Below are 25,964 nucleotides of genomic sequence, written 5' to 3' on the forward strand. Positions count from 1 at the left end.
GCCTTCCGTAGCCCTTCGCGAGCGGGTGTCGCTCGGTGCCTCTGAACCTACGGATCACAGGTGGGCCTAGGACATGGCGGCTGCTGGCGGATCAGGGGTGGGGCAAACCCCACCAGGGCACTCCGGCCCCCCCGAAGTCGTTCGGTAAACTAATTACTGACGATTTCTTGACGTTCTCTTGACCTACTGAAGGATCAGGCTCATCGGACACGCAGACACGCTCATAGCCATGGGCGGCGCCTTCCTCGCCGCCGCTGTCCTCGCCCGGGTCGGCGGCCGGATCGGCCTCCCGACCATTCCCCTGTTCATCCTGGCCGGGATCCTGCTCGGCCCGCACACCCCCGGCATCGTCCTCGTCGCCGACCCGCACGACCTGGAGATGCTCTCCGCACTCGGGCTCGTGCTGCTGCTCTTCTACCTCGGCCTCGAATTCCACCTCGACGACCTCAAAGCGGGCGGGCGCAAGATGGCGCTGGCCGGAGGCACGTATCTCGCGCTGAACGTGGGCGCCGGGCTCGGCTTCGGCTTCGCGCTCGGCTGGGGTACGTCGGAGGCACTCGTCCTCGCCGGGGTGCTCGGCATCTCGTCGTCGGCCATCGTCACCAAGGTCCTGGTGGACCTGGGGCGCATCGGCAACCCGGAGACCAAGCCGATCCTCGGCATCATCGTCGTCGAGGACGTCTTCCTCGCCCTCTATCTGGCCGCTCTCCAGCCCATCCTCTCCGGCGCGGACGACCTCGCCGCGGCGGTGGTCGACGGCGGCAAGGCGTTCGGTTTCCTGTTGCTGCTCGCCCTGGTGGCCCGTTTCGGCACGAAGGCCATCGGCAAGCTGATCAACACCGGCGACGACGAACTGCTCGTCATCTCGTTCCTCGGCGCCGCGGTCTTCGTGGCGGGTGTCTCGGAGTGGTTCGGGGTCGCGGACGCGATCGGCGCGTTCATGGTCGGCCTGATGCTCGGCAGCACCACGTCGGGCGCCCGCATCCTCAAACTCGTCCACCCGTTGCGGGACGCCTTCGGCGCGATCTTCTTCTTCGCGTTCGGACTCTCGATCAACCCGGGCGACCTGCCGAACGTGCTCTGGCCGGTGCTGGCCGCCGCCGCGGTGACGCTCGCCATGAACGTGTTCGCCGGGATGGCCACCGCCACGGTGTACGCCTTCGGCCCGAAAGCCACCGCGAACATCTCCACCACGCTGCTGGCCCGCGGTGAGTTCGCGCTCATCCTCGCCACGATGGCCGCGGGCGCGGGGCTGGACCAACGGCTCTCCCCGTTCATCGCCGGCTATGTCCTGGTCCTCGCCGTCCTCGCGCCACTGGCCGCCGGGCGGTCCCACTGGCTGGCCCGGATCCTGCCGGGGACCTGAGCGGGACAGGCGCTCTCCGGGTGCGGACCTCCGTGTCCCGCGCCCGGAGAGCGGCCGTTGCCCCACGTTCGGGTGGCGGGCCGACTTCCCTTGACGGAAGCCCGGTTCGGGGCGACGACAGACGGTTCAGTGACGGCGGGACAGGAGCAGCAGCGCCCGGTCGTCGTTGACATCCTTCGCGCAGGCCTCGATCAGATGCCAGGCCGCGCCTTCGAAGCCGGTGACGACATAGCGGTCCGCCTCGCCGGTCAGCCGGTCGATACCGTCCGCGATGTCCCGGTCGGACGCCTCCACCAGGCCGTCCGTGAACAGCATCAGGACGTCGCCGGGGGCAAGCGAACCCTTCACCGCGTCGAACTGCGCCCCGTCGTACACCCCGAGCAGCGGGCCCTCCGCGGCCATCTCCTCCCAGTGGCCGCTTCCCGCGTGCAGCTGCAGGGCGGGCGGGTGGCCCGCGGAGAGGAGCTCGTAGTCACCCGATTCGAGGTCCAGCACCAGGTGGATCGAGGTGGCGAAGCCCTCGTCCCAGTCCTGGCGGAGCAGATAGCCGTTGGCCGCGGGCAGGAAGCCGTGCGGCGGCAGTGAGCCGAGGAGACCGCCGAAGGCGCCGGACAGCAGCAGGGCGCGGGACCCCGCGTCCATGCCCTTGCCGGACACATCGGTGAGGACGACCTCCAGGGTGCGGCCGCCGTTGGTGCGGGCCGCGACGACGAAGTCGCCGGAGAACGACTGGCCGCCCGCGGGGCGCAGCGCCATCTCCCGGTGCCAGCCCTGCGGCAGGCGTGGCAGGGCGCTCTGCACCCGGATGCGTTCGCGCAGGTCGAAGAGCATGGTGCCGCCGCGCCGCCAGGGCACTCCGACCCTGGCCCGGAACTGGGCGACGATCAGACCGAAGAAGCCGCAGGCCGCGACAACCAGGACGGTGCCCGGGGTGACCCGGGCCGCTCCCTGTCCGTACGGGCCGAGCGCGACGGACTCCACGATCAGGGCCGCGGCAGCGGTCGCGTACAGCCCCAGCAGACTGGCCGGACGCAGCAGCAGACCGCCCGCGACGATCGGCAGCACGAGCGCGGCCGGGGCGCACCACACCGCGTTCAGCAGCGTGCCCCAGGTGATCGCCGGGATGGTGAGCAGCAGTCCGGCCAGAGCGATCCAGTCGGAGCCGTCGCCCCGGAAGTAGTCGACCCCGGATTTGCGCAGCGCGGTACGCGCCCGCTGCGCCGATTTCCTCAATCGGGCCGGGTATGAGTCTGCTCTTGCGCGACGGGCCATTGCGGGGACCTTATCCACCCGGGCACCTCCGGTGCAGGGGGACCCCTGTGACAATGCGTTCGAAATCGGGTCGCCTGGCTGCCGTACCCCTGGTAGGCATGGCATATGACTACAGAGTTGCGGGTACTGCGTCCGTCCGAATGGAACGAATGGTTCGGGAGTCTCGAACTCGCCTTCGGCGGACTCGCCGAGTCCCCGGAGGAACGCGAACTCTGGGACGCGCTGACCGAGCACGAGCGGTCCATCGGCATCTGGGACGGCTCGGACGTGGTCGGTACGGCGGGTGCGTTCAGCTTCCGGCTGGCCGTGCCGGGCGGGGCGCTGGTACCGGCGGCAGGGGTGACGATGGTGAGCGTCGCGGCCACACACCGCAGGCGCGGACTGCTGACCTCGATGATGCGGCGCCAGCTCGACGACGTGCGGGCCCTGGGTGAGCCGCTCGCCGTGCTGACGGCTTCGGAGCCCGCGATCTACGGTCGGTTCGGGTACGGGGCGGCCACGAAGCAGATGTCGTTGGAGATCGACACCGACCGGGTACGGCTGACGGTGCCGGACGGCACGGACGGAATCCGCCTGCGGTACGCGAAGCCGGACGAGGCGCTCACCACGATCGAGGGCGTGTACGAGCAGCTGGTGGCTGGACGGCCGGGCGCACCGGCGCACGGTCCCGGCTGGGAACGGAAGGCGGTGCTCGACCCGGAGAGTGCGCGGCGGGGGGCGTCGCCGCTGCAGTGCGTGCTGGCGGAACGGGACGGCGGGGTGGTCGGGTACGCGACCTTCCGCAACAAGCCGGAATGGGACGCGGCGGGCCCCAAGGGCCGGATCGTGGCGGACGATGTGTCGGCCCTCGACCCGGCGGCGTACGCGGCGCTCTGGCGGTTCCTCTTCGAGATCGACTTGACGTCGACGGTCGAGGCACGGAACCGGCCGGTCGACGATGCCCTCCTGCACCTCGTCTCGGACGTGCGGCGGTGCAACATCACGGTGCGCGACTCGCTGTACGTTCGGCTGGTGGAACTGGGCGCGGCGCTGGAGGCGCGGGCGTACCGGGCGCCGGTGGACGTGGTGTTCGAGGTGACCGACGCGTTCTGCCCCTGGAACGAGGGGCGTTGGCGGCTGACGGCCGACGCGAAGGGGGGAGCGTCGTGCAAGCGGACGGACGACCCTGCGGATCTTGCCCTTTCGGTGCGGGAGTTGGGGGCGGCGTACCTGGGCGGCACATCGGTGGACTCGCTGGCGCGGGCGGGCCGGGTACGGGAGTTGCGGGCGGGGGCGGTCGACGAGGCCTCGCTGGCGTTCTCGTCGGCGGTGGAGCCGTGGCTGCCGCGGGGGTTCTAGTGCCGCGACCGGCCATGTTTGCCCCGTGGGGAGCATCGTCCGGTGCGTGCGATCGCACGGCGGCCGGAAATCCTTGGACGAGGTCTCCCCTGCTCGAACGGAGTTGAGAGCTCGGGGAAGGGGGAGGGCGTGCCCCCGGAACGGCGAGGGAGCCGGGGGTGGGCTAGGGCGTGTGTCGGAAGTCCCGCCGTCCGCCCGAAGGGCGGGCCCGGCGGCGTCCGGTGCGTGCGATCGCAAGGCGGAGGGTCGTCCTCGTACGGGACGTACTCGGGCGAGCCCGACAACGCAGCGAGCGTGCGTGCCGGGCGTCGCCGGGCAGGCGGGACTTCCGACACACGCCCTAGTGCCGCTGGCAGTCGGGGCACCAGAAGAGGTTGCGGGCTGCCAGGTCCGCCGTGCGCACCTCCGTGCCGCAGATGTGGCACGGCTGGTGCGTGCGGCGGTACACGTACACCTCACCCCCGTGGTCGTCCACTCGCGGCGCGCGGCCCATCGCCTCGGGAAGGTGCTCGGGGCGGACCGTGTCGATGCGGTTGTTCCGCACCCCCTCGCGCATCAGCATCACCAGGTCGTCCCACATCGCGTCCCACTCCGCACGGGTGAGGTCCTTGCCCGGCCGGTACGGGTCGATGCCGTGGCGGAAGAGGACCTCGGCGCGGTAGACGTTGCCGACGCCCGCGATGACCTTCTGGTCCATCAGCAGGGCGGCGACGCTGATGCGGCTGCGCGAGATCCGCTGCCAGGCGCGTTCGCCGTCCTCGTCGGTCCGTAGCGGGTCCGGGCCCAGCCGCTCGTGTATCGCGCGCTTCTCGGGTTCCGTGATCAGGGCGCAGGTGGTCGGACCGCGCAGATCCGCGTGGTGTTCCTCGTTGGCCAGGCGCAGGCGGACCGTGTCGGTGGGCGGCGGTACCGGTGTCGTACCGAAGTGGAGCTTGCCGAACAGTCCCAGGTGGATGTGGACCCAGCCGAAGTCCTCGAAACCGAGGAACAGGTGCTTGCCGTGCGCGTCGACGTCGGTGAACGCACGGCCGTCGAGGAGCGCCGCGCTGTCCGAGAACCTGCCCTGCGGGCTGCTCACCCGCACCGGCCCGCCCAGGAACCGGTCGCGGTGGTCAGCGGCCAGACGGTGGATCGTGTGTCCCTCGGGCACGGTGGTGGCTCTCCTCGGTCGGGTGGGGAAATGGCTGTGCCGCCGGGCGGGCCGGCGGCACGGGGTGTGTGGGGCGGTCAGCCCTGCTGCGGGTGGTGGGCGGGGATCGGGGGAAGCTCGCCCGTCGTCTCGTACGCCGTCAGCATCTCAATACGACGGGTGTGACGCTCCTCGCCGGAGTACGGCGTGGCGAGGAAGATCTCGACGAACTTCGTCGACTCCTCCACCGTGTGCATCCGGCCACCGATGGCCACCACGTTGGCGTTGTTGTGCTCGCGGCCGAGCGCGGCGGTCTGCTCGCTCCAGGCGAGTGCGGCGCGCACGCCCTTCACCTTGTTGGCGGCGATCTGCTCGCCGTTGCCGGAGCCGCCGATCACGATGCCGAGGCTGCCCGCGTCCGCGGCCGTCTTCTCGGCGGCGCGGAGGCAGAACGGCGGGTAGTCGTCCTGGGCGTCGTAGATGTGGGGGCCACAGTCGACGGCTTCGTGGCCATGGGCCGTGAGCCACTCGACGAGGTGGTTCTTGAGTTCGAAGCCGGCATGGTCTGAGCCGAGGTACACGCGCATGTTCCGAGTGTGGCATGCGCAGCGCGGGGTAGCCGTCATCGGGGTCGGGACCCTTCGGACCGGCCGGAGCCGCGCAGCCCTCGTGCGGAGTGTGTGGGAAATGCCACTCGACGATCCGGCCAACGATCCGGAAGAGGGGGTTCCGCTTCCAGGGTTCCGCAGGCTTCAATGCTGAGACTCCGCGGCCACACCACTGTGCAGCGGCACAGCCACGGAACTGAGTGATCCAGAACGTAAGGATTCGATCCATGACGCAGACGACTCTGGCAGGGCCGGGCCACCAGCCCGGCGAGCCGGACCGGGCGGACAAGCCGGGCTCCTCCGACGGGCTCCAGGCCGGTCTCAAGAATCGTCACCTCTCGATGATCGCCATCGGCGGGGTGATCGGCGCCGGCCTCTTCGTGGGCTCCGGCGCCGGTATCGCCGCCGCGGGTCCCGCCATCCTGCTCTCGTACGCACTGGTCGGCCTCATGGTCGTCTTCGTGATGCGGATGCTCGGCGAGATGGCCGCGGCCCGTCCGAGCTCGGGCTCCTTCTCCGCATACGCCGACCAGGCCCTCGGCCGCTGGGCCGGATTCTCGATCGGCTGGCTGTACTGGTTCTTCTGGGTCGTGGTGCTCGCCGTCGAAGCCACGGCGGGTGCCAAGATCCTGGAGGGCTGGGTGCCGGGCGTCCCGCAGTGGGCGTGGGCGCTGATCGTGATGGTCGTGCTCACCGCGACGAACCTGGTCTCGGTCGGTTCGTACGGGGAGTTCGAGTTCTGGTTCGCCGGAATCAAGGTCGTGGCGATCGGCGCGTTCGTCGTCGTCGGGCTGCTCGCCGTCTTCGGGCTGCTGCCCGGCTCGGACAACCCCGGCTCGGGGCTCGCGCATCTCACGGACACCGGCGGGTTCTTCCCCAAGGGGCCCGGCGCCATCCTCACCGGTGTGCTGATGGTCGTCTTCTCGTTCATGGGCAGCGAGATCGTGACGCTGGCGGCCGGCGAGTCGGAGAACCCGCAGCGCGCCGTCCAGAAGGCCACCAACAGCGTGATCTGGCGGATCGCCGTCTTCTACCTGGGCTCGATCTTCATCGTGCTGACGCTGCTGCCGTGGAACGACGCGTCGATCCTCGAGGAAGGCAGCTATGTCGCCGCACTGAACTCGATCGGTATCCCGCACGCCGGCCAGGTGATGGACGTCATCGTGCTGACGGCCGTGCTGTCCTGCCTCAACTCCGGCCTCTACACGGCCTCGCGGATGGCGTTCTCGCTCGGCGGCCGCGGTGACGCGCCGAAGGCGTTCGCCCGGACGAACAAGCGGGGCGTGCCGCAGGCGGCCATCCTGTCCTCCGTCGTCTTCGGCTTCGTCGCCGTGTTCTTCAACTACCAGTGGCCGGACACCGTCTTCCAGTTCCTGCTGAACTCGTCCGGTGCGGTCGCCCTGTTCGTCTGGCTGGTCATCTGCTTCACCCAGCTGCGCATGCGGGGCATCATCCTGCGCGAGTCGCCGGAGAAGCTGGTCGTACGGATGTGGCTCTTCCCGTACCTGACCTGGGCGACCATCGCGATGATCTCGTTCGTGCTGGTCTACATGCTGACCGACGACAGCGGCCGTGAGCAGGTGCTGCTCTCGCTGCTCGTCGCGGCTCTCGTGGTGGCGATCTCGCTGGTACGTGAGGTCCGGCAGCGCAAGAGCGCAGCGGTCACGGCGGACGCGTCCGCCGACGCCTGACCGAGCCCGTCGATACCTGACGGCAGATGTCAGGTATACCGGGGAGGCTCTCTCCCGCCGCAGTTTCCACCGGGCGAACGGAGAGCCTCCCCATGATCGACCAGTTGCCTGCCCAGTTCACCTTCCGCCCCGGCGACCCCGGATACGCGGAGGAACTGGCCGGCTTCCAGACCGGTTTCACGCTCCGGCCCGGACTGATCGTCGGTGCCACCGATGCCGACGAGGTCCGGGCCGCCGTCGTGTTCGCCGCCGCTCGCGGACTGCCTGTCGCCGTCCAGGCCACCGGGCACGGTCTGGCCGGCCCCGCCGAGGGCGGGGTACTGATCAGTACGCGCCGGATGGACGACGTACGCATCGACGCCGCCGCCGGGACCGCCCGGATCGGGGCAGGGGTGCGCTGGGGCCAGGTCGTCGAGGCCGCCGCCGCGCACGGCCTCGCCCCGCTGAACGGCTCCGCGCCGAGCGTCGGCGCCGTCTCGTACACGCTGGGCGGCGGTCTCGGAGTGCTGGGCCGTACGTTCGGCTACGCCGCCGACCGGGTGCGCTCGCTGGATGTGGTGACGGCCGACGCCCGGCTGCGTCATGTCACCCCCGAGAAGGAACCCGAGCTGTTCTGGGCGCTGCTGGGCGGCGGGCACCGGCTCGGGGTGGTGACCGCGCTGGAGATCGGGCTGGTTCCGGTGGCGCGGGTGTACGGCGGTTCGATCGCTTTCGACGGCGCGGACGGGGAAGCGGCGTCCGAGGTACTGCGGACCTATCTGGAGTGGACGCGGACCGTGCCGGACGCGTTGACCTCGTCCGTGGCGGCGCTCCCGTACCCGGACATCCCCCGGCTGCCGGAGGCGCTGCGCGGGAGGTATGTCATCTCGGTGCGGGTCGCGTACACCGGCAGTGCCGCCGAGGGCGAGCGGCTGGTCGCCCCGCTGCGGGCGATCGGGCCCTCGCTCGCGGATTCGCTGCGGGAGATGCCGTACACCGACAGCCACACCATTCACAGCGACCCGCCGTTCCCGCATGCCTATTACGGCGACAGCGCGATGCTGAGCGGGCTGGACGCGGAGCGTGCGCTGCGGGCCCTGGAGCTGACCGGGCCGAAGGCGCCGATGATGACCGTGGTGCAGATCAACCATCTGGGCGGGGCACTGGCCGCGGAGCCCCCGGTGCCCACTGCCGTGCCGTACCGCGACGCCGCCTTCCTGCTGCGGCTGCTCTCGCCGCTCGACGGGACCGGTGTGGCGGCAGTACGGGCCCTGTACGCACAGGTGTCCTCCGTGCTGGAGCCGCTGGCCGTGGGGCGCTCGCTGAACTTCTCGTTCGGTGGCGGCGACCGCACCGGGGGGCTCCACGACGAGCGGACGCGGAAGAGGCTCGCCGGTCTGGTGTCGCAGTACGACCCGGCGAGCCTCTTCGGAGGGGTTCACAACTGCTAGGCACGCAAGCTGCTTTGACCCAGGTAGCCACGACTGAGTGAACGGCGTGACGATCTGCGGGTATGCCTGGCGGGGCGTGCGTAACGTTCTCGGTGCGATCTGGGACGCCGGGTGTGGCGTCAGCAGTCGGGGCCCCCGCGCCACCAGCGAGATGGTTCGGGGCCTCCCCGTCGCCTCTGGCCACACCCATATGGCCAGGTCGTGAGGGATTCCGCCCGCCTGGAACGGACCGCATACGGGATATGCGTCGCCGACCGGGAGGCGAAAGCGGAGGACCAGTGCGCCCAAGACCGTTCGGGGCGTGCCGGTGAGCCAGGACTCACTCCTGCTCACTGTCCAGGAGCGGTTTACGAGGGCGAGTAGCCCCCATGTGTCAGCCGCGGCGGCCGACGAGCTTCCAGGCGGTGGGCAGCGCGCCCATCGCCAGGACCGCCTTCAGCGCGTCACCGAGCAGGAACGGCACCAGGCCCGCCGCGATCGCGGCGCTCGCCGACATCCCCGTCGAGAGCGCCAGGTACGGGACACCGATCGCGTAGATGATCGCGGAACCGAGCACCATCGTGCCCGCGGTGCGCAGCACCGACCGGTCGCCGCCGCGGCGGGCGAGGCCGCCGACCACGGTGGCGGCGAGCAGCATGCCGAGGACGTAACCGAACGAGGCACCGCCCGCGCCGGAGCTGCCGCCCGCGAACCACGGCATGCCCGCCATGCCGACGAGCGCGTACACAGCCAGGGAGAGGAAGCCGCGGCGGGCGCCGAGGGCGGTGCCGACGAGGAGCGCGGCAAAGGTCTGGCCGGTGACGGGGACCGGGGAGCCGGGGACCGGGACGGCGATCTGGGCGGCGATGCCGGTGAGCGCGGCGCCGCCGACGACCAGGGCCGTGTCGACGGCGTAGCGGTGCCGGGCTGCGGGCAGCAGGTCGGCGAGGACCGCTCCGGTACGGACAGGGGCAGCGGCAGCAGTGCTCATCGGGACTCCGCGGTGGTGAGGGCAGGTGGGGACAGACTGAGGCTGACGTTAGCCCACGGGTTAACGCTCGATCACCATCAGCCACCCACAAAGCGGCGCTCGGCGGCTTGGTGGGGTTCACACAAAGGCCGGTGGGCAATCACGCGACGGCGTGATGCTCGTCACTGAGGTGGGGGCGGGAGGGGGCTGTCCGCCGGGCGGGGTCGCGCAACGTGAGACTGTAGGTTCCCCATAAATGATCCGAGAGTGATCCGCACCCCATGCACGACACCCCTCCCCCCACGGAGCCCAGGCAGCCGGAACCGCTGGCGCACGGGTTGAAACAGCGCCATCTGACGATGCTCGGACTGGGCGGGGTGATCGGCGCCGGCCTCTTCGTGGGTTCGGGCGCCGGGATCGCCGTCGCGGGCCCGGCCATCGTCGTCTCGTATCTGATCGCCGGCACCCTCGCGATGCTGGTGATGCGGATGCTCGGCGAGATGTCGGCCGCGATGCCCGCCTCCGGTTCGTTCTCCGTCCATGCGGAGCGGGCGCTCGGCCGGTGGGCCGGGTTCAGTGTGGGCTGGCTCTACTGGTTCCTGCTGGTGGTGGTACTCGCCGTGGAGGCGACCGCTGCCGCGACGATCGCCCATGGCTGGGTGCCGGCCGTGGACCAGTGGGCCTGGGTGCTGGTGTTCATGGTGGTGTTCACCGTCGCCAATCTGACCGCGGTGAGGAACTTCGGTGAGTTCGAGTTCTGGTTCGCCGCGCTCAAGGTCGTCGCGATCGTGGTCTTCCTCGTGCTCGGGCTGCTGGCCATTTTCGGTCTGCTCCCGGACACGGATCCGGTAGGACTGACCAACCTGACCGGCCAGGGCGGTTTCCTGCCGAGCGGCTGGGCCGGGGTCGTGTCCGGTGTCCTGACCGTCGTCTTCGCGTTCGGCGGACTGGAGGTCGTGACCATCGCGGCGGCCGAGACCGACGATCCGGCGCGCGCGGTGGGACGCGCCGTGCGCAGCGCGGTCGTGCGCATCCTCTTCTTCTACGTCGGGTCGATGCTCGTGATCGTGACGGTGCTGCCGTGGACCGCGCAGCAGGCCGGGCTGAGCCCGTACGTCAAGGTCCTGGACGCGATCGGGGTGCCGTCGGCCGGGCAGATCATGAACATCGTGGTGTTCGTGGCGCTGCTCTCCGCGCTGAACGCCAATCTCTACGGCTCGTCCCGGATGATCTTCTCGCTGGCCGAGCGCGGCGAGGGGCCGCGCGGCCTGCTCAAGGTGTCGGGCGGCAACGAGGTCGAGGGCGGGGTGCCGCGGCGGGCGGTGCTCGCCTCGGTCGCCTTCGGCTTCGTCTCCGTACTGCTCAATCTGAAGTGGCCCGACTCGGTCTTCCTCTATCTGCTCAACTCGGTCGGCGCTGTGCTGCTGTTCGTATGGGGGCTGATCGCCGCGTCCCAGCTGCGGCTGCGCCGCCGTATCGAACGCGAGGCGCCCGAGGCCCTGACCCTGCGGATGTGGTTCTTCCCCTGGCTGACCTGGCTGACCCTGGTCGCGCTGGTGGCCGTGCTCGTGCTGATGCTGACCGATGAGGTGGCGCGGCCGCAGGTGCTGTGGTCGGCGGGGGCGACCGGTCTGGTGCTGCTCGTGGCGCTGGCGCGGGAGGTGCGGGAACGGCGCCGGGGCTAACGGGGGGAGCCGTCGCGGGTGCGTACGCGCGTGTGCACCATGTGTGAGCCCGGTGCCCGTATAGCGGACAGCTGTTCCCTGTGGGCGGGGGGCGCGGGGAGACTGTGGCCTCGTCCACCGTCTCGCCTACCGAACAGAGCACGTCCATGTCTCGGACTTCCGCGTCTCCCCCCACCGCCGGCTCCGAAGTCTCCGCTGCCCCGGTCGACTCCGCCCTCACCCATGGACTCAAGCAGCGTCATCTGTCGATGATCGCCCTCGGCGGCGTCATCGGTGCTGGACTGTTCGTCGGTTCCGGCGCCGGTATCGCCTCCGCCGGACCCTCGATCGTCCTCGCCTACGCCATCTCCGGACTGCTGGTCATGTTCGTGATGCGCATGCTCGGCGAGATGTCCGCCGCCAATCCGGCGTCCGGCTCGTTCTCCGTCCATGCGGAGCGGGCGATCGGTCCGTGGGCCGGGTTCACCGCCGGGTGGGCGTTCTGGGTGCTCCTCTGTGTCGCCGTCGGCCTTGAGGGGATCGGCGCCGCGAAGATCGTCACCGGCTGGCTGCCCGGCACCCCGGAGTGGGCCTGGGTCGCGCTGTTCATGGCGGTCTTCCTCGGCACGAACCTGGCCGCCGTGAAGAACTTCGGCGAGTTCGAGTTCTGGTTCGCCGCGCTCAAGGTCGCCGCGATCACGCTCTTCCTGGTGCTGGGTGTGCTGGCGATCCTCGGCGTGCTGCCCGGTACGGACGCCCCCGGCGGCGCCAATCTCACCGGTGACGGCGGGTTCCTGCCGAACGGCTCCAACGGCTTCATCATCGGGCTACTGGCCTCGGTCTTCGCGTACGGCGGCCTGGAGACGGTCACCATCGCCGCGGCCGAGTCCGAGAACCCGGTTCGGGGTGTCGCGAAGGCGGTGCGGACGGCGATGTGGCGGATCGCGCTGTTCTACGTCGGTTCGATGGCGGTCATCGTCACGCTCGTGCCGTGGGACGACCCGAAGGTCGCCACGGTCGGCCCGTTCTACGCGACCCTCGACCACCTCGGCATCAGCGGCGCCGCGGAGATCATGAATGTGGTCATCCTGGTCGCGCTGCTCTCCGCGATGAACGCGAACATCTACGGCGCCTCGCGCATGGCCTGCTCACTGGTCGCCCGCGGCCAGGGCCCGCAGCGGCTCGGCAGGATCACGTCCGGGGTGCCTCGCAACGCGGTTCTCGTCTCGTCCGTCTTCGGTTTCCTCTGCGTGCTGCTCAGCTACTGGCGCCCGGACGATGTCTTCCCCTGGCTGCTCAACATGATCGGCGCGGTGATCCTGGTCGTCTGGATCTTCATCGCGGCCTCGCAGCTGGTGCTGCGCACCCGGCTGGAGCGCGAGGCGCCCGAGAAGCTGGTGGTGCGGATGTGGCTGTTCCCGGTGGGGACGGTGCTGGCACTGCTGGCCATGGCCGGCATCTTCCTGCTGATGCTGCGCCAGCCCGACACGCGTGACCAGCTGCTGGCGACCGGTCTGCTGACCGCCGTACTCATCGTGATCGGTGTCGTGCGGCAGCGGCGGGCCGCGGCCGTCAAGGGCTGACGTCCGGTACGCAGGGCACATTGAGGGAGAGCAGCGCGCCTCCCTCCTCCCCCAGCCGCACCTCGCTCACCGCCGCGTTCCGCAGCTGCGGAAAGACGCGGCGGTAGGCGCCGAGCGGGATCGACAGCAGTTCGCACAGCACCAGCCGCAACAGCGTGTTGTGCGCGACGACGAGGACCCGCTGCCCCGGATGACCGTCCGCGATCCGGCGCAGCGCCGTCGTCCCCCGGGCCGCCGCCACGCGCGGGTCCTCGGCCCCGGGGAAGGCGTTGATCACCGGGTCGGCCCGGAACGCCTCCGCCCGTTCCGGGTCCTCGGCCGCGAACTCGGCGAGGGTGCGCCCCTCCACCGTCCCGAAGTCGCACTCCCGCAGATCCGGTTCGCGTCCGGGTACGAGGCCGAGCGTCCAGCAGACGGGTTCGGCGGTCTCGATGGCACGGGTGAGGGTCGACGTCCAGATCGCGTCGATCCGGTGGCGGGACGCCCACTGCGCCAACTGTTCGGCCTGGCGGCGCCCCTCGTCGGTGAGGGCGACGTCACTGACCCCGGCGTAGCGGTTCTCGGCGTGCCACGCGGTCTGTCCGTGCCGGGCGAGGAACAAGGTGGTCGGGCTCTTGGTCATCGGCTCTCCGTTCGGGACCGGGCGTGGGTGGCGAGCACTGCGGACAGCCGACCCCGCCGTTCCAGTTCGTCCACCAGCTTGAGGTACGGCTCCGTGTGGCGGGCGGTGCGCGCCGGGTCGGGGCGCAGGACCTGCCGGATTCCGACCATGTGGTCCGCGGTCTCTTGCGGGGTGGCGGTGGCCCGTGCCCCGTAAGCGGCGAGGACCGCCATGCCGAAGGCGGGTTCGCGGGACCGGGTCCGCCCCGGGGAAGGCGGCGGTCAGCGCCCCTCCGCCGACGCCCGAAGCTCCGCCGGGCAGCCGGCTGCCGTCCGGAGAACGGTGGTTGTCGACCACGCCGGTCCGGTCCCGAACGGGCGACGAGGTGACGCCCTTGAGGACCAGCGTCGTGCCGAGCACCGAGTTCCACGAGCCGACGGTCAGCGCGCCGGAGGCGATCTGTGCCGCGCAGCCGTCCGTCATCCCGGCCACGATGAGTGTGCCCGCCGGTATCCCGGTCGCCTCGGCCGCCCGCCCGTCGTCGTACATCAGCCCGGTGGTCAGTGACCGGCCCGGGCGACGACCGCACGGACGCCCTGTGTGCCGAGATCGATACCCATCCACCTACCGGCTCCCTCTGTGGACTTCTCACTGTGCACCGAGAATTTCCGTCTCGGCGCGGCGGTTCGACGCAGGGGTTCGGCTGTCCCCCTGCCCGTACGCGCGGCCGCGCCTGAACGGGACGCGTTCCTGTGCCTGTGCGGGACGCAGACGTACGCGGTGCTTCCACCGGCGCCCCGCACCGACACCGGCGTCCCCGCACTCGCACGCCCTCTTCCTCCTGCTAGCCTGCATTTGCATATAGGTTGCAATAACAACAGGAAAGCAGCTGGAGGGTTCGCCCCATGGCCACGTACACGCTCCCGGAACTTCCGTACGACTACGCGGCGCTCGAACCGGTCATCAACCCGCAGATCATCGAGCTCCACCACGACAAGCACCACGCCGCCTACGTCAAGGGCGCCAACGACACCCTGGAGCAACTGGAGGAGGCGCGCGACAAGGAGGCCTGGGGGGCGATCAACGGCCTGCAGAAGAACCTCGCGTTCCACCTGTCCGGCCACATCCTGCACTCCATCTACTGGCACAACATGAGCGGTGACGGCGGCGGCGAGCCCCTCGCGGTGGACGGCGTCGGCGACCTCGCGGACGCGATCGCCGACTCCTTCGGCTCCTACGCCGGCTTCAAGTCCCAGCTGACGAAGGCCGCGGCCACCACGCAGGGATCCGGCTGGGGCGTTCTCGCGTACGAGCCGGTCAGCGGCAAGCTGATCGTCGAGCAGGTCTACGACCACCAGGGCAACGTCGGCCAGGGCTCGGCCCCGATCCTGGTCTTCGACGCCTGGGAGCACGCCTTCTACCTGCAGTACAAGAACCAGAAGGTGGACTTCATCGAGGCGATGTGGCGCGTCGTCAACTGGCAGGACGTGGCGAAGCGGTACGCGGCCGCCAAGGAGCGCGCGGACGTACTGCTGCTCGCCCCCTGACCCGGGCACACAGGCGACCTGCCTCGTGATCGTCTTCTCAACCTTCACCGGGCAGGCGGATGAACGGAGTGCCCCCGCGAGGACGTGACTCGCGGGGGCTCTTCGCCAACCCTGCTTGCACGGTTGGCTACGGACGCCTGGCGGGTGGAGGCAGGACGGGTCCGTGCGGCACAGTCGTCGACCTTCGACGACCCGGACCGCTTCCCGCCCGGCCCCGCGACGCCGGACAGCGTCCTGGTCATGCGGAACGTCACCGCCCGCCGGCGCCCGCTCCCGGCCCCGGCTGCTGCCCGTAGGTGATGAGCAGCACCATCAGCCCGCCGCACCCCTCTCGAATACGCGCGAGTTCCCAAAAGGAACGTAAATCATGCGAGGTGAATGCGATGATCAACGCCATGAGTTCCGTTCCCGCCGACCCCACCGTGCTGCACCCGATGCCCGGCCAGCCCCGGGTCGTGCAGCTGAAGCCCCTGGTGAAGTCCGAACTCATCGAGGTCGGCGACTACTCGTACTACGACGACCCCGACGACGCGACCGCTTTCGAGACCCGCAACGTGCTGTACCACTACGGCCCCGAGAAGCTCGTCATCGGGAAGTTCTGCGCGCTGGGGACCGGAGTGCGGTTCCTCATGAACGGCGCCAACCACCGGATGGACGGCCCCTCCACCTTCCCGTTCCCCACCATGGGCGGCTCCTGGGCCGAACACTTCGATCTGCTGACCGGTCTGCCGAGCCGGGGTGACACGGTCGTCGGCAACGACGTCTGGTTCGGCTACAACTCCATGGTGATGCCAGGCGTACGGATCGGGCACGGCGCGATCATCGGCGCCGGCGCGGTCGTCACCGGTGACGTGCCCGACTACGGCATCGTCGGCGGCAATCCGGCCAAGCTGATCCGTACCCGGTACGACGAAAAAACCATTGCCCGGCTTCTCGCCGTCGCCTGGTGGGACTGGCCCCCCGAGCACCTCACCCGACACATCCGCACCATCATGTCCGGCAGCGTCGATGACCTCGAAGCGGCTGCCCCGGAGGGGACATCGTGACGATCACCGTTCGAGAGCTCACCTACTACCCGGTCAAGGGCTGCGCCGGCACCACGGTCGATTCCGCGCAGGTCCTGGGTACCGGCCTCGAACACGACCGGACGTTCATGGTGGTGGACACGGCGGACGGCGCCTTCCGCAGCCAGCGCACTCATTCCTCGATGGCCGCGATCGGGGTCGAAGTACTGGAAGCCGGGGCGGCGTTGGCGCTGTCCGCCCAGGGCGTCGAACCGCTCCGCCTGAAGGTCGACCGAGACGGCCCCCGCCGCGAGGTCAGCATGTTCGACCGCCCGCTCGGCGCGGCCGCCGACCAGGGGGACGAGGTCGCGGAATGGTTCTCCGACGTGCTCGGAGCCAAGTCCCGCCTGGTACGGGTGGCCCCCGGCTTCGACCGGGACGGCTGGGGCGAGACCCCCGGAAAGGTCAACTTCGCCGACGCCCACGCGGTCCTGGTCGCCTCGACGGCCTCCCTGGACGGCCTCAACGCCCGTATCACCGCCCGCGGCGACGCCGCACCCGTCCCGATGGACCGCTTCCGCGCCAACATCGTCCTGACCGGCAACGACGAACCGCACTTCGAGGACCGGGCACGCCGGATGATCCTCGGTTCCGTGGAACTCGCCCATTCGGTACGGGCGATGCGGTGCAACGTCCCGCTCGTCGACCAGCGCACCGGCCGCCGCGCGGGCCCGGAACCGGTCCGGACCCTTGCGACGTACCGGCGCGAGCCGGAGTACAGGAACAAGGTGAGCTTCGGCGCGAAGAACGCGGTGGTCCGCGAGGGCCTGGTGACCGTCGGGGACACGGTCGAGGTCACGGAGTGGCTCAGCCGGTGAAGGCCCCGGCCTTCACCCCGTCGATGAACGCGGCCGCCCCGTACCGGACCTCGCCGCCCTCGGTGGCCAGTTCGCGCACGTCGTGCCGCACACGCGCCTCGGCGACGCGGTCGATGATCTGGCCGAACATCGGCGTCGGGTTCCCCGGCGAGCGCAGAAAGGTGCCCAGGAGGCCGGCGCCGGCATCGGCCAGGAAGTAGTTGCCGGACAGCTGGCGGGCGCCCTGCCCGGTCGCCGTCCACAGAGACGCGACGATCCTGTCCGAGATCGGCCGGAGCACAGTCGACCCGAGATGCGTGACCTCACGAGAAAGGACGACGTCGTTGAAGTCCTCCCAGTGGTGCGCCCATCGCACCTTCCGCCGGCCCCGGTAGACGATTCCGCCGTCGTGCAGGATCAGCCAGGAGGCGAAGGAACGCGTCAGCCAGCACATTCCCCAGACGAAGAGCAGAACGCAGATGATGTCGAATATGAGCTGCCCGATGCCCGGCATGGAGCTGGGTATGCCGCCGAACAGCAGGAAGGCGACCGCCGGGACGACGACCAGGGCGAGCTTTCCCACCGTCGGGCGTTCCCGGTAGCGGGCGAGGACGGGCCCCAGGTCGGCCGGGTCCACCACCCGCCGCCGCTGGACACCCCCCGTTGCCCCGATCCGCCATGACCCCTCCCCCTGATATGCCGTCACATCAACGTGTTTTCCGGCGAGTTCGGCATGGTCACAGCCGCTCTTCACCGCGTGGCTCCGATGTTCCGCCCCGCAGCTCATGCCCGCCCCGGGCGAGGGGAACGTTCGCACCCCTCTCCCCCTCCCGCTGGGCCTCCACCAGCACGTCGCCCACGTCCGTACGGAAGTACAGGACCGACCGCCCGGCTCTTCGGCGGTCGGCCAGGCCGCTGTCCAGCAACACCTTGAGGTGACGGCCCACCGACCCCAGGCCCTGGCCGGTCAGGGCCACCAGCTGGGTGGTGCTCTTCGGGCTGGAGAGGAGAACAAGGACCGTCGCCCGTGCGGGGCCGAGCAGGCGGCCCAGGCTGTCGGGCACCCGCGCCCGCCCCGCCTCGGCCAGGGCGCCCGAACACGGGTAGACGACGGCGTACCGCTCGGCGTCGTCGTCCCAGGAGACCCAGCCGGAGCGTTGGGTGACCGGGACGAAGAACAGGCGCACGCCGGACAGTTGCTTCGGCGGGTAGTCGTGCGCGTTGATCTGGAGCCGGCTCCCGCCGAGCCACCGCATGCCCGGACGCAGACCGCTCAGGGCGGCGGCCCAGCCACCGTGGCTCAGCTGTCCGGTGCGCGCGACGATGTCCGCCTCGATGATCCGGCGGCGGCGTGGCCAGTCCGGCAGTACGGTCCGGTGCCAGACCCAGTGCAGGACGTCGGCGGCGCGTTGCGCCAGGTCGTCGCGGTCCAGGAGGGCCGGCAGCGGAGCGCTGCCGAGAGACACCACCAGATCCGCTCGGGCGCGCTCGGACGTGGTCGCCCGGACGGGGGCCAGCTCCTCCTCGAAGGACGGCGCGCCCTCGCCCGTCGGTGTGGGGGTGATGAAGTCCGCGTTCCAGCTCCCGCCGAGAGCCGCGGGTACGAGGCGGGCGGCGACCGCATCAGCGGCCTGCCGGGCCCGGTAGTCGGGCAGATGGGCGTCGAGCCAGGCCCGTTCGCCGGGGTGCTCGGCCCGTCCTCTTTCCAGTGCGTTCAGGGCGGAGATGGCCTCGGCGAGCGGCGAGACGACGAACCGGCTCCCCGCGAGCGTGTCCGTGTTGATCTGCCACAGGCCCATGATGTTTCGCCTCCCCGCGAAACATTAACGGCCGCCGTGGGCCGCCTCCGAGACTCCCTGCATGCGCACCTACCGGGAACTCTTCCGCACGCCGCAGTTCCGGCCGCTCTTCGCGACCAGTGCCTTACACGTCGCGGGGTCGACGATGAGCGGGCTGGCCCTCGGCACCCTCGTCTACGCCGCGACCGACTCGCCGCTGCTCGCCGCCCTGTCCATGTTCGGCTCCTCGCTCGCCCAGGTGATCGGAGCGACCGTGCTGCTGTCGGCGGCTGACCGGCTGCCGCCGCGGGCCGCGATGACCGGCATGGCGCTCACCTTCGGGCTGGCCACCGCCACCCTGGCCGTCCCCGGGCTTCCGCTGGCGGTCGTCTTCGCGATCGTCCTGACCCAGGGTGTGGTCGCCGCCGTGGGAGGCGGGGTGCGGTACGGGCTGCTCAATGAGGTGCTGTCCAAGGACGGCTATCTGCTGGGGCGTTCGGTACTCAACATGTGCGTCGGCCTGATGCAGATCGGCGGGTTCGCGCTCGGTGGTCTGCTGGTGACGACGCTGTCCGCGCGCGGCACGCTGCTGGTCGCGGCCGCTCTGTATCTGACCGGTGCGGCCGTCGCCCGGTTCGGGCTGGCCCGCCGCCCGCCGCGCGCCGCGGGGCGGCCGTCGGTCGCCGAGACGTGGCGGACCAACGCCGTTCTGTGGTCGTCCGGGCCCCGCCGCCGGGTCTACCTCGCGCTCTGGGTGCCGAACGGGCTGGTCGTCGGCTGCGAGTCGCTGTTCGTCCCGTACGCCCCTGACCACGCGGGGCTGCTCTTCGCCTGTGCCGCGCTCGGGATGCTCATCGGGGACACCGTGGCGGGCCGGTTCGTCGCACAGCACCGACGGGGGCGGCTGGCCATGCCGATGCTGCTGCTCCTGGCGGTCCCGTATCTGTTCTTCGCCGCGCGTCCGGCGCTGCCGCTCGCATTCGCTCTGGCCGCGCTCGCCTCGGTCGGGTTCTCGGCGAGTCTGCTGCTCCAGGAGCGGCTGATGGCCCTGACCCCGGACGAGATCACCGGTCAGGCCCTCGGACTGCACTCCTCCGGCATGCTCACCATGCAGGGCGTCGCGGCCGCACTCGCGGGCGCCGTCGCCCAGCGGACCTCACCGGGGACGGCGATGACCGTGATGGCGGGAGCCTCGCTCGCGGTCACCCTGGCCCTGGCCGCGGCCGGGCGGCGGACCCCCGAGCCGGTCGAAGGAGGCCCCGTCCCCCGGCAAGGAGTCAGCTCGACGTGAGGACGTACTCCAGCAGCGGCAGCTCGCGGCCGGGGATGGACCCCGACGGGGTCGCCCCGATCCGTACCGCGCCCATCGCGAGGTAGAACGGCTCCGCGTGAGGGTCGGCGTCGATGGTGAGGCATACGAAGCCGAGGCGGCGGGCCTCCGTCATGGTGTGCTCGAACAGGAGCCGGCCGATGCCGCGGCCCAACGCGTCCGGGGCGACGAACATCATGCCGAGGGCGCCTTCGGGCGGGGTGCCGTCCACAGTGGTGAAGCCCAGGACGCGGCCGTCCTCCTCGGCGACGGCGGTGCGGCGGCGGTCGATGTCGGCGGGGTGCATGGTGAGTTCGTCGCGGCAGGCGGCGAGGAACGCCTCGTCGTAACCCCAGTGACCCTTCGATGCCAGGGCCAGCTCGGTCAGCGCCTCGGCCTCGGACCTGCGTGCCGGTCGTACGTCCATGTCCGCCCGCTCCCCTTCCCTCTTCCCGCCGCCCTCGGCAGCTCGCCGCATCCGAGACTGTCAGACGCCTCGGGCATGCTGCACCGCATGGACACCACGGACTTCTGGAACCTGATCGACGACGCCCGCGCCCGGGTCGGCGACCCGGAGGATGCGGAGGCCGTCGTCGAGCGGGCCTCCGCGCTGCTGGCCGCCCGGCCACGGGACGAGATCCTCGCCGCGCAGCAAGTGCTCTGGGATCTGATGGCCGCCTCCTACCGGGCTCCGCTCTGGGCTGCGGCGTACACGATCAACGGAGGCTGTTCCGACGACGGGTTCGACTACTTCCGGGGCTGGCTGATCGCGCAGGGGCGGGAGGTGTTCGAGCGGGTCGTTGCCGATCCGGACACACTCGCCGAGCTTCCGCCGGTCCAAGAGGCTGCGGCCGCGGGCATCGACCTCGAGTGCGAGGAGATGCTCGGGGTCGCCTGGGACGCGCACTCGGTGACGACCGGTCAGAGCATGCCCGAGCACTCGTTCACCATCGACTACCCCGCCCTGGACCCGGAGTGGGACTTCAGCTTCGACGACGCGGAGCGGGTGGCGCTGCGGCTGCCGAAGCTGTACGCGTGAAGCGGTGCGGGGTCCGGACGGCGGCCGGAGCCCGCACCGCACCGGGTGAATCAGTCGAAGATCGGGCCCTGGGTCCGGGTCCGCTTGATCTCGTAGAAGCCGGGGATCGACGCCACCAGCAGCGTGCCGTCCCACAGCTTCGCCGCGTCCTCACCCTTCGGGGCGGGGGTGACGACCGGGCCGAAGAAGGCGATCTGCTCGCCGTCGGAGCCGGGCACGGCGATGACCGGCGTGCCGACGTCCTGGCCGACCTTGTCGATGCCCTCCTTGTGGGAGGCGCGCAGCTCGGCGTCGTACGCGTCCGAGTCGGCGTACTCCGCGAGGTCGACCGGCAGGCCGACGTCCCCCAGCGCCCCCACGATCGCCTCGCGGGTGGGGCCCTCGCCCTGGTTGTGGAAGCGGGTGCCGAGCGCGGTGTACAGCGGGCCGACGATGTCGTCGCCGTGCTTCTGCTGGGCGGCGATGACGACGCGGACCGGGCCCCACGCCTTCGTCTCCAGCATGTCGCGGTACTCCTCCGGCAGCTCGTCGAGCTTGTCCTCGTTGAGGACGGCAAGGCTCATCACGTGCCAGCGGACCTCGACATCGCGGACCTTCTCCACCTCCAGCATCCAGCGGGAGGTCATCCAGGCCCAGGGGCAGAGCGGGTCGAACCAGAAATCGGCGGGGGTCCTGCCGTCCACCGCGCTGTTCTCAGACATGTCTCTCCTCACGAGGCAATCGCATCTGTGCGCGAGAACACCGCAGAACGTCCCCGTCATTCCCGGCGACCGGGGCCGGAACGCGCGTGGGAGGATCAAAGCATTCGAACGTGACACAAAGGAGTGCACCTGTGCCCGGTCAGAACCTGTCCCGCGACGAGGCCCACGAGCGGGCCGAACTGCTGACCGTCGACGGATACGACGTCGTGCTCGACGTGCGTTCCGCGATCGACGAGGCCGGCGGCGACGCCGTGGACGGCGGCGGGGAGCAGCCGGCCGGTCCGCGGACCTTCCGCTCGGTGACCACGATCCGGTTCCGCTCCGCGCGGGAGGGGGCGTCGACCTTCGCCGACCTGCTGGCGCCGAGCGTGACGTCGGTGACCCTGAACGGGCAGGCGCTCGACCCCGCGGTCGTCTTCGACGGGACGCGGGTGGCGCTGAATGACCTGCCGGAGGGCGAGAACGTCCTGGTGGTCGACGCGCAGTGCGCGTACAGCCGGACCGGCGAAGGCATGCACCGGTTCGTCGACCCGGAGGACGGCGAGGTCTACCTCTACACGCAGTACGAGCCCGCCGACGCGCGGCGCGTCTTCGCGAACTTCGAGCAGCCCGACCTGAAGGCCCCCTACCGCTTCGAGGTGACGGCGCCCGAGGCCTGGACGGTCTGGAGCAACGGGGCGGAGGAGTCCCGGGACGGCGGGGTCTGGCGGTTCGCCGAGACGAAGCCGATCTCCACGTACATCACGGCGGTCGTCGCCGGCCCGTACCACTACGTGACGGACTCCTACAGCCGTACGTTCGACGACGGCACGACGCTGGACATCCCGCTCGGCGCCCTCTGCCGCAAGGGGCTCGCCCGGCACTTCGACGCGGACGACATCTTCCTCGTCACCAAGCAGGGCCTGGACTTCTTCCACGACAACTTCGACTACCCGTACCCGTTCGGCAAGTACGACCAGGCGTTCGTGCCCGAGTACAACCTCGGCGCGATGGAGAACCCGGGCTGTGTCACGTTCCGCGAGGAGTACATCTTCCGCGGCAAGGTGACACAGGCGTCGTACGAGAGCCGCGCCAACGTCATCCTGCACGAGATGGCGCACATGTGGTTCGGCGACCTCGTCACCATGCAGTGGTGGGACGACCTGTGGCTGAAGGAGTCGTTCGCCGACTTCATGGGCGCCTTCTCCATGGTGGAGTCGACCCGCTTCAAGGACGGCTGGATCACCTTCGCCAACAACCGCAAGTCCTGGGCGTACCGGGCCGACCAGCTGCCGTCCACGCACCCGATCACGGCCGACATCCGTGACCTGGAGGACGCCAAGCTGAACTTCGACGGCATCACCTATGCCAAGGGCGCCTCCGTACTGAAGCAGCTGGTGGCGTACGCGGGGCGGGACGCGTTCCTGGAGGGCGCCCGGCGCTACTTCAAGAAGCACGCGTACGGGAACACACAGCTGGGCGACCTGCTGTCGGTGCTGGCCGAGACGTCCGGGCGGGACATGGTCACCTGGTCGCGGTCGTGGCTGCAGACGGCGGGCGTGAACTCGCTGACGCCGGTGGTGACGTACGACGCGGCGGACCGGGTGACGGAGCTGGCGGTGCTCCAGGAGGCGGTCGAGTCGCACCCGGAGCTGCGGCCGCACCGGGTCGCGGTCGGCCTGTACCGGCGCAGGACCGACGGCGCCGTGGTGCGGTACGCGCGCGCCGAGGTGGACGTGGCGGGGGCGCGCACGGTGGTCGAGGCGCTGGCCGGGGCCGAGCGGCCCGATCTGATCCTGGTCAACGACGACGACCTCACGTACTGCAAGGTCCGCTTCGACGAGGCCTCCCTCGACACGCTGCGCGCCCATCTCGGTGACATCACCGACCCGCTGGCGCGGGCGCTGTGCTGGTCCGCGCTGTGGAACCTGACGCGGGACGGGCTGATGCCGGCCCGCGACTTCATCTCGCTCGTGCTGGACTTCTCCGGCCAGGAGTCCGACATCGGCGTCCTGCAGATGCTGCACACCTGGACCCGGACCGCGCTCGTCCACTATGCCGCCCCCGGGTGGCGCGAGGAGGGCGGCCGGGCGCTGGCCGCAGGCGCGCTGCGGCAGCTGCGGATCGCCGAGCCGGGGAGCGAGCATCAGCTGGCGTGGGCGCGGTTCTTCGCGACGGTCGCGGACTCGGACGCGGACTTCCAGCTGCTGTCCTCGCTGCTGGGGGCATCCGCGCGGATCGACGGTCTTGAGGTCGACCAGGAGCTGCGGTGGGCGTTCCTGTCCCCGCTGGCCGCACACGGGGTCGCCGACGAGTCGGTGATCAATGCCGAACTGGCCCGGGACGACACGGCGTCCGGCAAGCGGCACCAGGTGCGGTGCCTGGCCTCCCGGCCCTCGGCGGCGGTCAAGGCGCAGGCGTGGGCGGCGGTGGTGGAGTCCGACGCGCTGTCCAACGCACTGGTGGAGGCGACGATCGCGGGGTTCGAGCAGCCGTCGCAGCGGGAGTTGCTGGCGCCGTACACGGCTCAGTACTTCGAGGCGATCGAGCGGGTGTGGGCCGAGCGGTCGATCCAGATCGGAATGGCTGTGGTGAGGGGGCTGTTCCCGGCGCTGCAGGACGACGAGCCGACACTGGCGGCCACGGATGCGTGGCTGGAGGCGCACGCGGACGCGGCGCCCGCGCTGCGGCGGCTGGTGCTGGAGGCCCGGGACGATCTGGCTCGGGCGTTGCGGGCGCAGGCATGTGACGCGGGGGCCGGCGGCCGGTTCTGAGCGTGCCCCGCGCCGGACGGGGGGCGGGGACATCGGGGGCGGGATCGTGCCTTTTCGGTTGTCGAACTCCCGTACTTCAGGACGGACTTGTCCTGAATCGTCGACGGGCGTGTAACAGGGGTTAGCCGCACGACCGCGTGCGGCATACCCCGGAACATGACCCAGAACGCCCCGCTCTCCTCGCACCCCATTCGCCTCCCCGCCCACGTAGAGCAACGCGTGCTCTCCGTCGAGGAGTTGAAGGCTCACGGGGTATCCCCCGCCCGCGCCGCCGCCCAGTGCCGGGACGGTGGTCCGTGGCAGCAGCCGCTGCCCGGTGTCTACGTGCTGCACCCGGGGCCGCCCAACGGCGAGGAGCGACTGCGGTCCGCCCTGCTGTACGCCGGACGGCGGCGCGGCGCGACGGAGACCGGGCACGGCGAAGGCATGGTCACCGGGCTCGCCGCGCTCACCCTGCACGGTTTCTCCGCCGCGCCGCCGCTGGGCTCGCTCGACCGGATCGACGTTCTGGTGCCCCGCACCCGGCGACCGCGGTCCGCCCGGTACGCGCATGTGGTGCGGACGGCCGAACTGCCCAGCCCGGTCCGGCTCGCCGGGCTGCCGGTGGCCCCCGTGGCACGGGCGCTCGCGGACGCGGTCGCCGGGATCGGGGACGCCTCCACCGCACGCAGCCTGCTCACCGAGGCGGTCCGCGCCGGGCATTGCGAGCCGGCTGCAGTGGTAAGGGAGTTGAGCCGCGCCAAGCTCCTGGGCCGGGCCTATGTCCTGCACGCCGTGGACTCGTTGCTCGCCGAGGGGCGGACGCCGGCGGAGTGCCGGTTGTACGAGATGGTGCGGACGTACGACCTGCCGGAGCCGTTGTGGAACGTGGACCTCAGACTGCCGGGCGGGCCGCATCTGGGCGCGGTGGACGCCTACTGGCCGAACGAGGCGGTCGCCGTCGAGCTCGACACCAGGACACCCAGGCACAGCGCGCTCGACGACGACCGGCTCCAGGCCGAGCACGACGCGGAGTGGTCCGCATACACCGTCAAGCGGGAGCAGTTGGAGCGGCTCGGAGTCACCGTCGTCCACCTCACACCGAAGAGACTCCATGAAACACCGGAGCAGCTGGCGACCGTGGTGCGTACCGCACTGATGGCGGCCGCCGACCGCGACCCCGCAGCGCATGTGGTCATCCTGCCCCGGTGATACGGGAGTTATCACCAGGTTCATCCCTCATGACGCATCAGCCCCATTGGCGGAAGTACGCCACGGCGGCAACTCGCCCACCCCAACCCTCCACAAACCCCTGCCATTTACGAAAGGCTGAGCGGTCATCCGGTACCGAATTCCGGACTTTCTC

23 protein-coding genes and 1 pseudogene are annotated in these 25,964 nt (G+C 70.5%); 13 read left to right on the plus strand and 11 right to left on the minus strand.

All coding sequences use genetic code 11. The features are described from left to right. Nucleotides 1-229 precede the first annotated feature (229 nt). Nucleotides 230-1,366, plus strand: coding sequence for a cation:proton antiporter (locus ACFU8W_RS11225; RefSeq protein WP_345518263.1), 1,137 nt, complete (start codon nucleotides 230-232; stop codon nucleotides 1,364-1,366). Between the two features lie 126 nt (nucleotides 1,367-1,492). Here the strand turns inward: ACFU8W_RS11225 and ACFU8W_RS11230 are convergent, their stop codons facing one another. Further along, complete coding sequence (locus ACFU8W_RS11230) at nucleotides 1,493-2,638, minus strand: PP2C family protein-serine/threonine phosphatase (RefSeq protein ID WP_345518261.1); 1,146 nt, start codon at nucleotides 2,636-2,638, stop codon at nucleotides 1,493-1,495. Nucleotides 2,639-2,743: 105 nt separating this feature from the next. Between ACFU8W_RS11230 and ACFU8W_RS11235 the strand changes: the two genes are divergently transcribed. Then, nucleotides 2,744-3,976 (plus strand): GNAT family N-acetyltransferase, encoded by a 1,233-nt coding sequence (locus tag ACFU8W_RS11235; RefSeq protein ID WP_345518259.1) that lies wholly within the window; start codon nucleotides 2,744-2,746, stop codon nucleotides 3,974-3,976. Between the two features lie 340 nt (nucleotides 3,977-4,316). Here the strand turns inward: ACFU8W_RS11235 and ACFU8W_RS11240 are convergent, their stop codons facing one another. Together ACFU8W_RS11240 and ACFU8W_RS11245 are read right to left on the minus strand one after the other, a co-directional pair. Continuing rightward, nucleotides 4,317-5,126 (minus strand): DNA-formamidopyrimidine glycosylase family protein, encoded by an 810-nt coding sequence (locus ACFU8W_RS11240; protein ID WP_345518257.1) that lies wholly within the window; start codon nucleotides 5,124-5,126, stop codon nucleotides 4,317-4,319. A 77-nt stretch (nucleotides 5,127-5,203) separates the two neighbouring features. After that, the gene (locus ACFU8W_RS11245; protein ID WP_345518255.1) at nucleotides 5,204-5,692 is read right to left on the minus strand and encodes a ribose-5-phosphate isomerase; all 489 of its coding nucleotides are present in this window, start codon (nucleotides 5,690-5,692) and stop codon (nucleotides 5,204-5,206) included. Nucleotides 5,693-5,940: 248 nt separating this feature from the next. Between ACFU8W_RS11245 and ACFU8W_RS11250 the strand changes: the two genes are divergently transcribed. Beyond that, nucleotides 5,941-7,404 carry an amino acid permease gene (locus tag ACFU8W_RS11250; RefSeq protein ID WP_345518253.1) on the plus strand — a complete coding sequence of 488 codons (1,464 nt, stop codon included), beginning with the start codon at nucleotides 5,941-5,943 and terminating at the stop codon, nucleotides 7,402-7,404. A 92-nt stretch (nucleotides 7,405-7,496) separates the two neighbouring features. Further along, a complete protein-coding gene (locus tag ACFU8W_RS11255; RefSeq protein ID WP_384034776.1) occupies nucleotides 7,497-8,834 on the plus strand; it encodes an FAD-binding oxidoreductase in 1,338 nt (445 codons plus the stop codon). 373 nt (nucleotides 8,835-9,207) lie between these two features. Here the strand turns inward: ACFU8W_RS11255 and ACFU8W_RS11260 are convergent, their stop codons facing one another. Further along, complete coding sequence (locus ACFU8W_RS11260) at nucleotides 9,208-9,804, minus strand: biotin transporter BioY (protein ID WP_345518249.1); 597 nt, start codon at nucleotides 9,802-9,804, stop codon at nucleotides 9,208-9,210. A 260-nt stretch (nucleotides 9,805-10,064) separates the two neighbouring features. On the opposite strand from ACFU8W_RS11260, the gene ACFU8W_RS11265 reads away from it, so the two are divergent. Both ACFU8W_RS11265 and ACFU8W_RS11270 read left to right on the plus strand, forming a co-directional pair. Beyond that, a complete protein-coding gene (locus ACFU8W_RS11265) occupies nucleotides 10,065-11,468 on the plus strand; it encodes an amino acid permease (protein ID WP_384034779.1) in 1,404 nt (467 codons plus the stop codon). A gap of 146 nt (nucleotides 11,469-11,614) precedes the next feature. Then, nucleotides 11,615-13,030: an amino acid permease gene (locus ACFU8W_RS11270; protein WP_384034782.1), complete on the plus strand. Its 1,416-nt coding sequence runs from the start codon at nucleotides 11,615-11,617 to the stop codon at nucleotides 13,028-13,030. On the opposite strand, the gene ACFU8W_RS11275 is transcribed toward ACFU8W_RS11270, so the two are convergent. Further along, complete coding sequence (locus ACFU8W_RS11275) at nucleotides 13,020-13,652, minus strand: histidine phosphatase family protein (RefSeq protein ID WP_384034785.1); 633 nt, start codon at nucleotides 13,650-13,652, stop codon at nucleotides 13,020-13,022. The two genes, ACFU8W_RS11270 and ACFU8W_RS11275, sit on opposite strands and share 11 nt — an antisense overlap. After that, nucleotides 13,649-14,162 (minus strand): annotated as a pseudogene (locus ACFU8W_RS11280) (hypothetical protein); the annotation flags it as partial. The gene ACFU8W_RS11275 and the pseudogene ACFU8W_RS11280, both read right to left, overlap by 4 nt. A 374-nt stretch (nucleotides 14,163-14,536) precedes the next feature. Here ACFU8W_RS11280 and ACFU8W_RS11285 point away from each other — a divergent pair. Further along, a complete protein-coding gene (locus ACFU8W_RS11285) occupies nucleotides 14,537-15,178 on the plus strand; it encodes a superoxide dismutase (protein ID WP_384034788.1) in 642 nt (213 codons plus the stop codon). Between the two features lie 250 nt (nucleotides 15,179-15,428). Here the strand turns inward: ACFU8W_RS11285 and ACFU8W_RS11290 are convergent, their stop codons facing one another. Beyond that, a complete protein-coding gene (locus ACFU8W_RS11290) occupies nucleotides 15,429-15,575 on the minus strand; it encodes a hypothetical protein (protein ID WP_384034791.1) in 147 nt (48 codons plus the stop codon). Here ACFU8W_RS11290 and ACFU8W_RS11295 point away from each other — a divergent pair. Together ACFU8W_RS11295 and ACFU8W_RS11300 are read left to right on the plus strand one after the other, a co-directional pair. Next, nucleotides 15,574-16,224 (plus strand): CatB-related O-acetyltransferase, encoded by a 651-nt coding sequence (locus ACFU8W_RS11295; RefSeq protein ID WP_345518241.1) that lies wholly within the window; start codon nucleotides 15,574-15,576, stop codon nucleotides 16,222-16,224. The genes ACFU8W_RS11290 and ACFU8W_RS11295 overlap by 2 nt on opposite strands. Continuing rightward, nucleotides 16,221-17,060 carry an MOSC domain-containing protein gene (locus ACFU8W_RS11300; RefSeq protein ID WP_384034794.1) on the plus strand — a complete coding sequence of 280 codons (840 nt, stop codon included), beginning with the start codon at nucleotides 16,221-16,223 and terminating at the stop codon, nucleotides 17,058-17,060. The genes ACFU8W_RS11295 and ACFU8W_RS11300 overlap by 4 nt, the downstream gene beginning before the upstream one ends. On the opposite strand, the gene ACFU8W_RS11305 is transcribed toward ACFU8W_RS11300, so the two are convergent. Together ACFU8W_RS11305 and ACFU8W_RS11310 are read right to left on the minus strand one after the other, a co-directional pair. Further along, the gene (locus tag ACFU8W_RS11305; protein ID WP_384034797.1) at nucleotides 17,050-17,745 is read right to left on the minus strand and encodes a hypothetical protein; all 696 of its coding nucleotides are present in this window, start codon (nucleotides 17,743-17,745) and stop codon (nucleotides 17,050-17,052) included. The genes ACFU8W_RS11300 and ACFU8W_RS11305 overlap by 11 nt on opposite strands. Before the next feature lie 31 nt (nucleotides 17,746-17,776). Next, a complete protein-coding gene (locus ACFU8W_RS11310; protein WP_384034800.1) occupies nucleotides 17,777-18,838 on the minus strand; it encodes an ArsR/SmtB family transcription factor in 1,062 nt (353 codons plus the stop codon). A 61-nt stretch (nucleotides 18,839-18,899) separates the two neighbouring features. On the opposite strand from ACFU8W_RS11310, the gene ACFU8W_RS11315 reads away from it, so the two are divergent. Beyond that, the gene (locus ACFU8W_RS11315) at nucleotides 18,900-20,108 is read left to right on the plus strand and encodes an MFS transporter (protein WP_384034803.1); all 1,209 of its coding nucleotides are present in this window, start codon (nucleotides 18,900-18,902) and stop codon (nucleotides 20,106-20,108) included. Here ACFU8W_RS11315 and ACFU8W_RS11320 read toward each other — a convergent pair. Continuing rightward, a complete protein-coding gene (locus ACFU8W_RS11320; RefSeq protein ID WP_345518235.1) occupies nucleotides 20,095-20,553 on the minus strand; it encodes a GNAT family N-acetyltransferase in 459 nt (152 codons plus the stop codon). The genes ACFU8W_RS11315 and ACFU8W_RS11320 overlap by 14 nt on opposite strands. A gap of 87 nt (nucleotides 20,554-20,640) precedes the next feature. Here ACFU8W_RS11320 and ACFU8W_RS11325 point away from each other — a divergent pair, with 87 nt between their 5' ends. Further along, the gene (locus ACFU8W_RS11325; RefSeq protein WP_384034807.1) at nucleotides 20,641-21,165 is read left to right on the plus strand and encodes a DUF4240 domain-containing protein; all 525 of its coding nucleotides are present in this window, start codon (nucleotides 20,641-20,643) and stop codon (nucleotides 21,163-21,165) included. A 50-nt stretch (nucleotides 21,166-21,215) separates the two neighbouring features. Here ACFU8W_RS11325 and ACFU8W_RS11330 read toward each other — a convergent pair whose 3' ends face one another. Beyond that, the gene (locus tag ACFU8W_RS11330; RefSeq protein ID WP_384034810.1) at nucleotides 21,216-21,866 is read right to left on the minus strand and encodes a DsbA family protein; all 651 of its coding nucleotides are present in this window, start codon (nucleotides 21,864-21,866) and stop codon (nucleotides 21,216-21,218) included. A gap of 131 nt (nucleotides 21,867-21,997) precedes the next feature. Between ACFU8W_RS11330 and pepN the strand changes: the two genes are divergently transcribed. Together pepN and ACFU8W_RS11340 are read left to right on the plus strand one after the other, a co-directional pair. Continuing rightward, nucleotides 21,998-24,619 carry an aminopeptidase N gene (pepN, locus tag ACFU8W_RS11335; protein WP_384034813.1) on the plus strand — a complete coding sequence of 874 codons (2,622 nt, stop codon included), beginning with the start codon at nucleotides 21,998-22,000 and terminating at the stop codon, nucleotides 24,617-24,619. Between the two features lie 156 nt (nucleotides 24,620-24,775). Continuing rightward, nucleotides 24,776-25,810: a hypothetical protein gene (locus ACFU8W_RS11340; protein ID WP_384034816.1), complete on the plus strand. Its 1,035-nt coding sequence runs from the start codon at nucleotides 24,776-24,778 to the stop codon at nucleotides 25,808-25,810. Nucleotides 25,811-25,964 lie beyond the last annotated feature (154 nt).

It is taken from the genome of Streptomyces sp. NPDC057565, assembly GCF_042801455.1.
Classification (GTDB): Bacteria; Actinomycetota; Actinomycetes; order Streptomycetales; family Streptomycetaceae; genus Streptomyces; species Streptomyces yanii.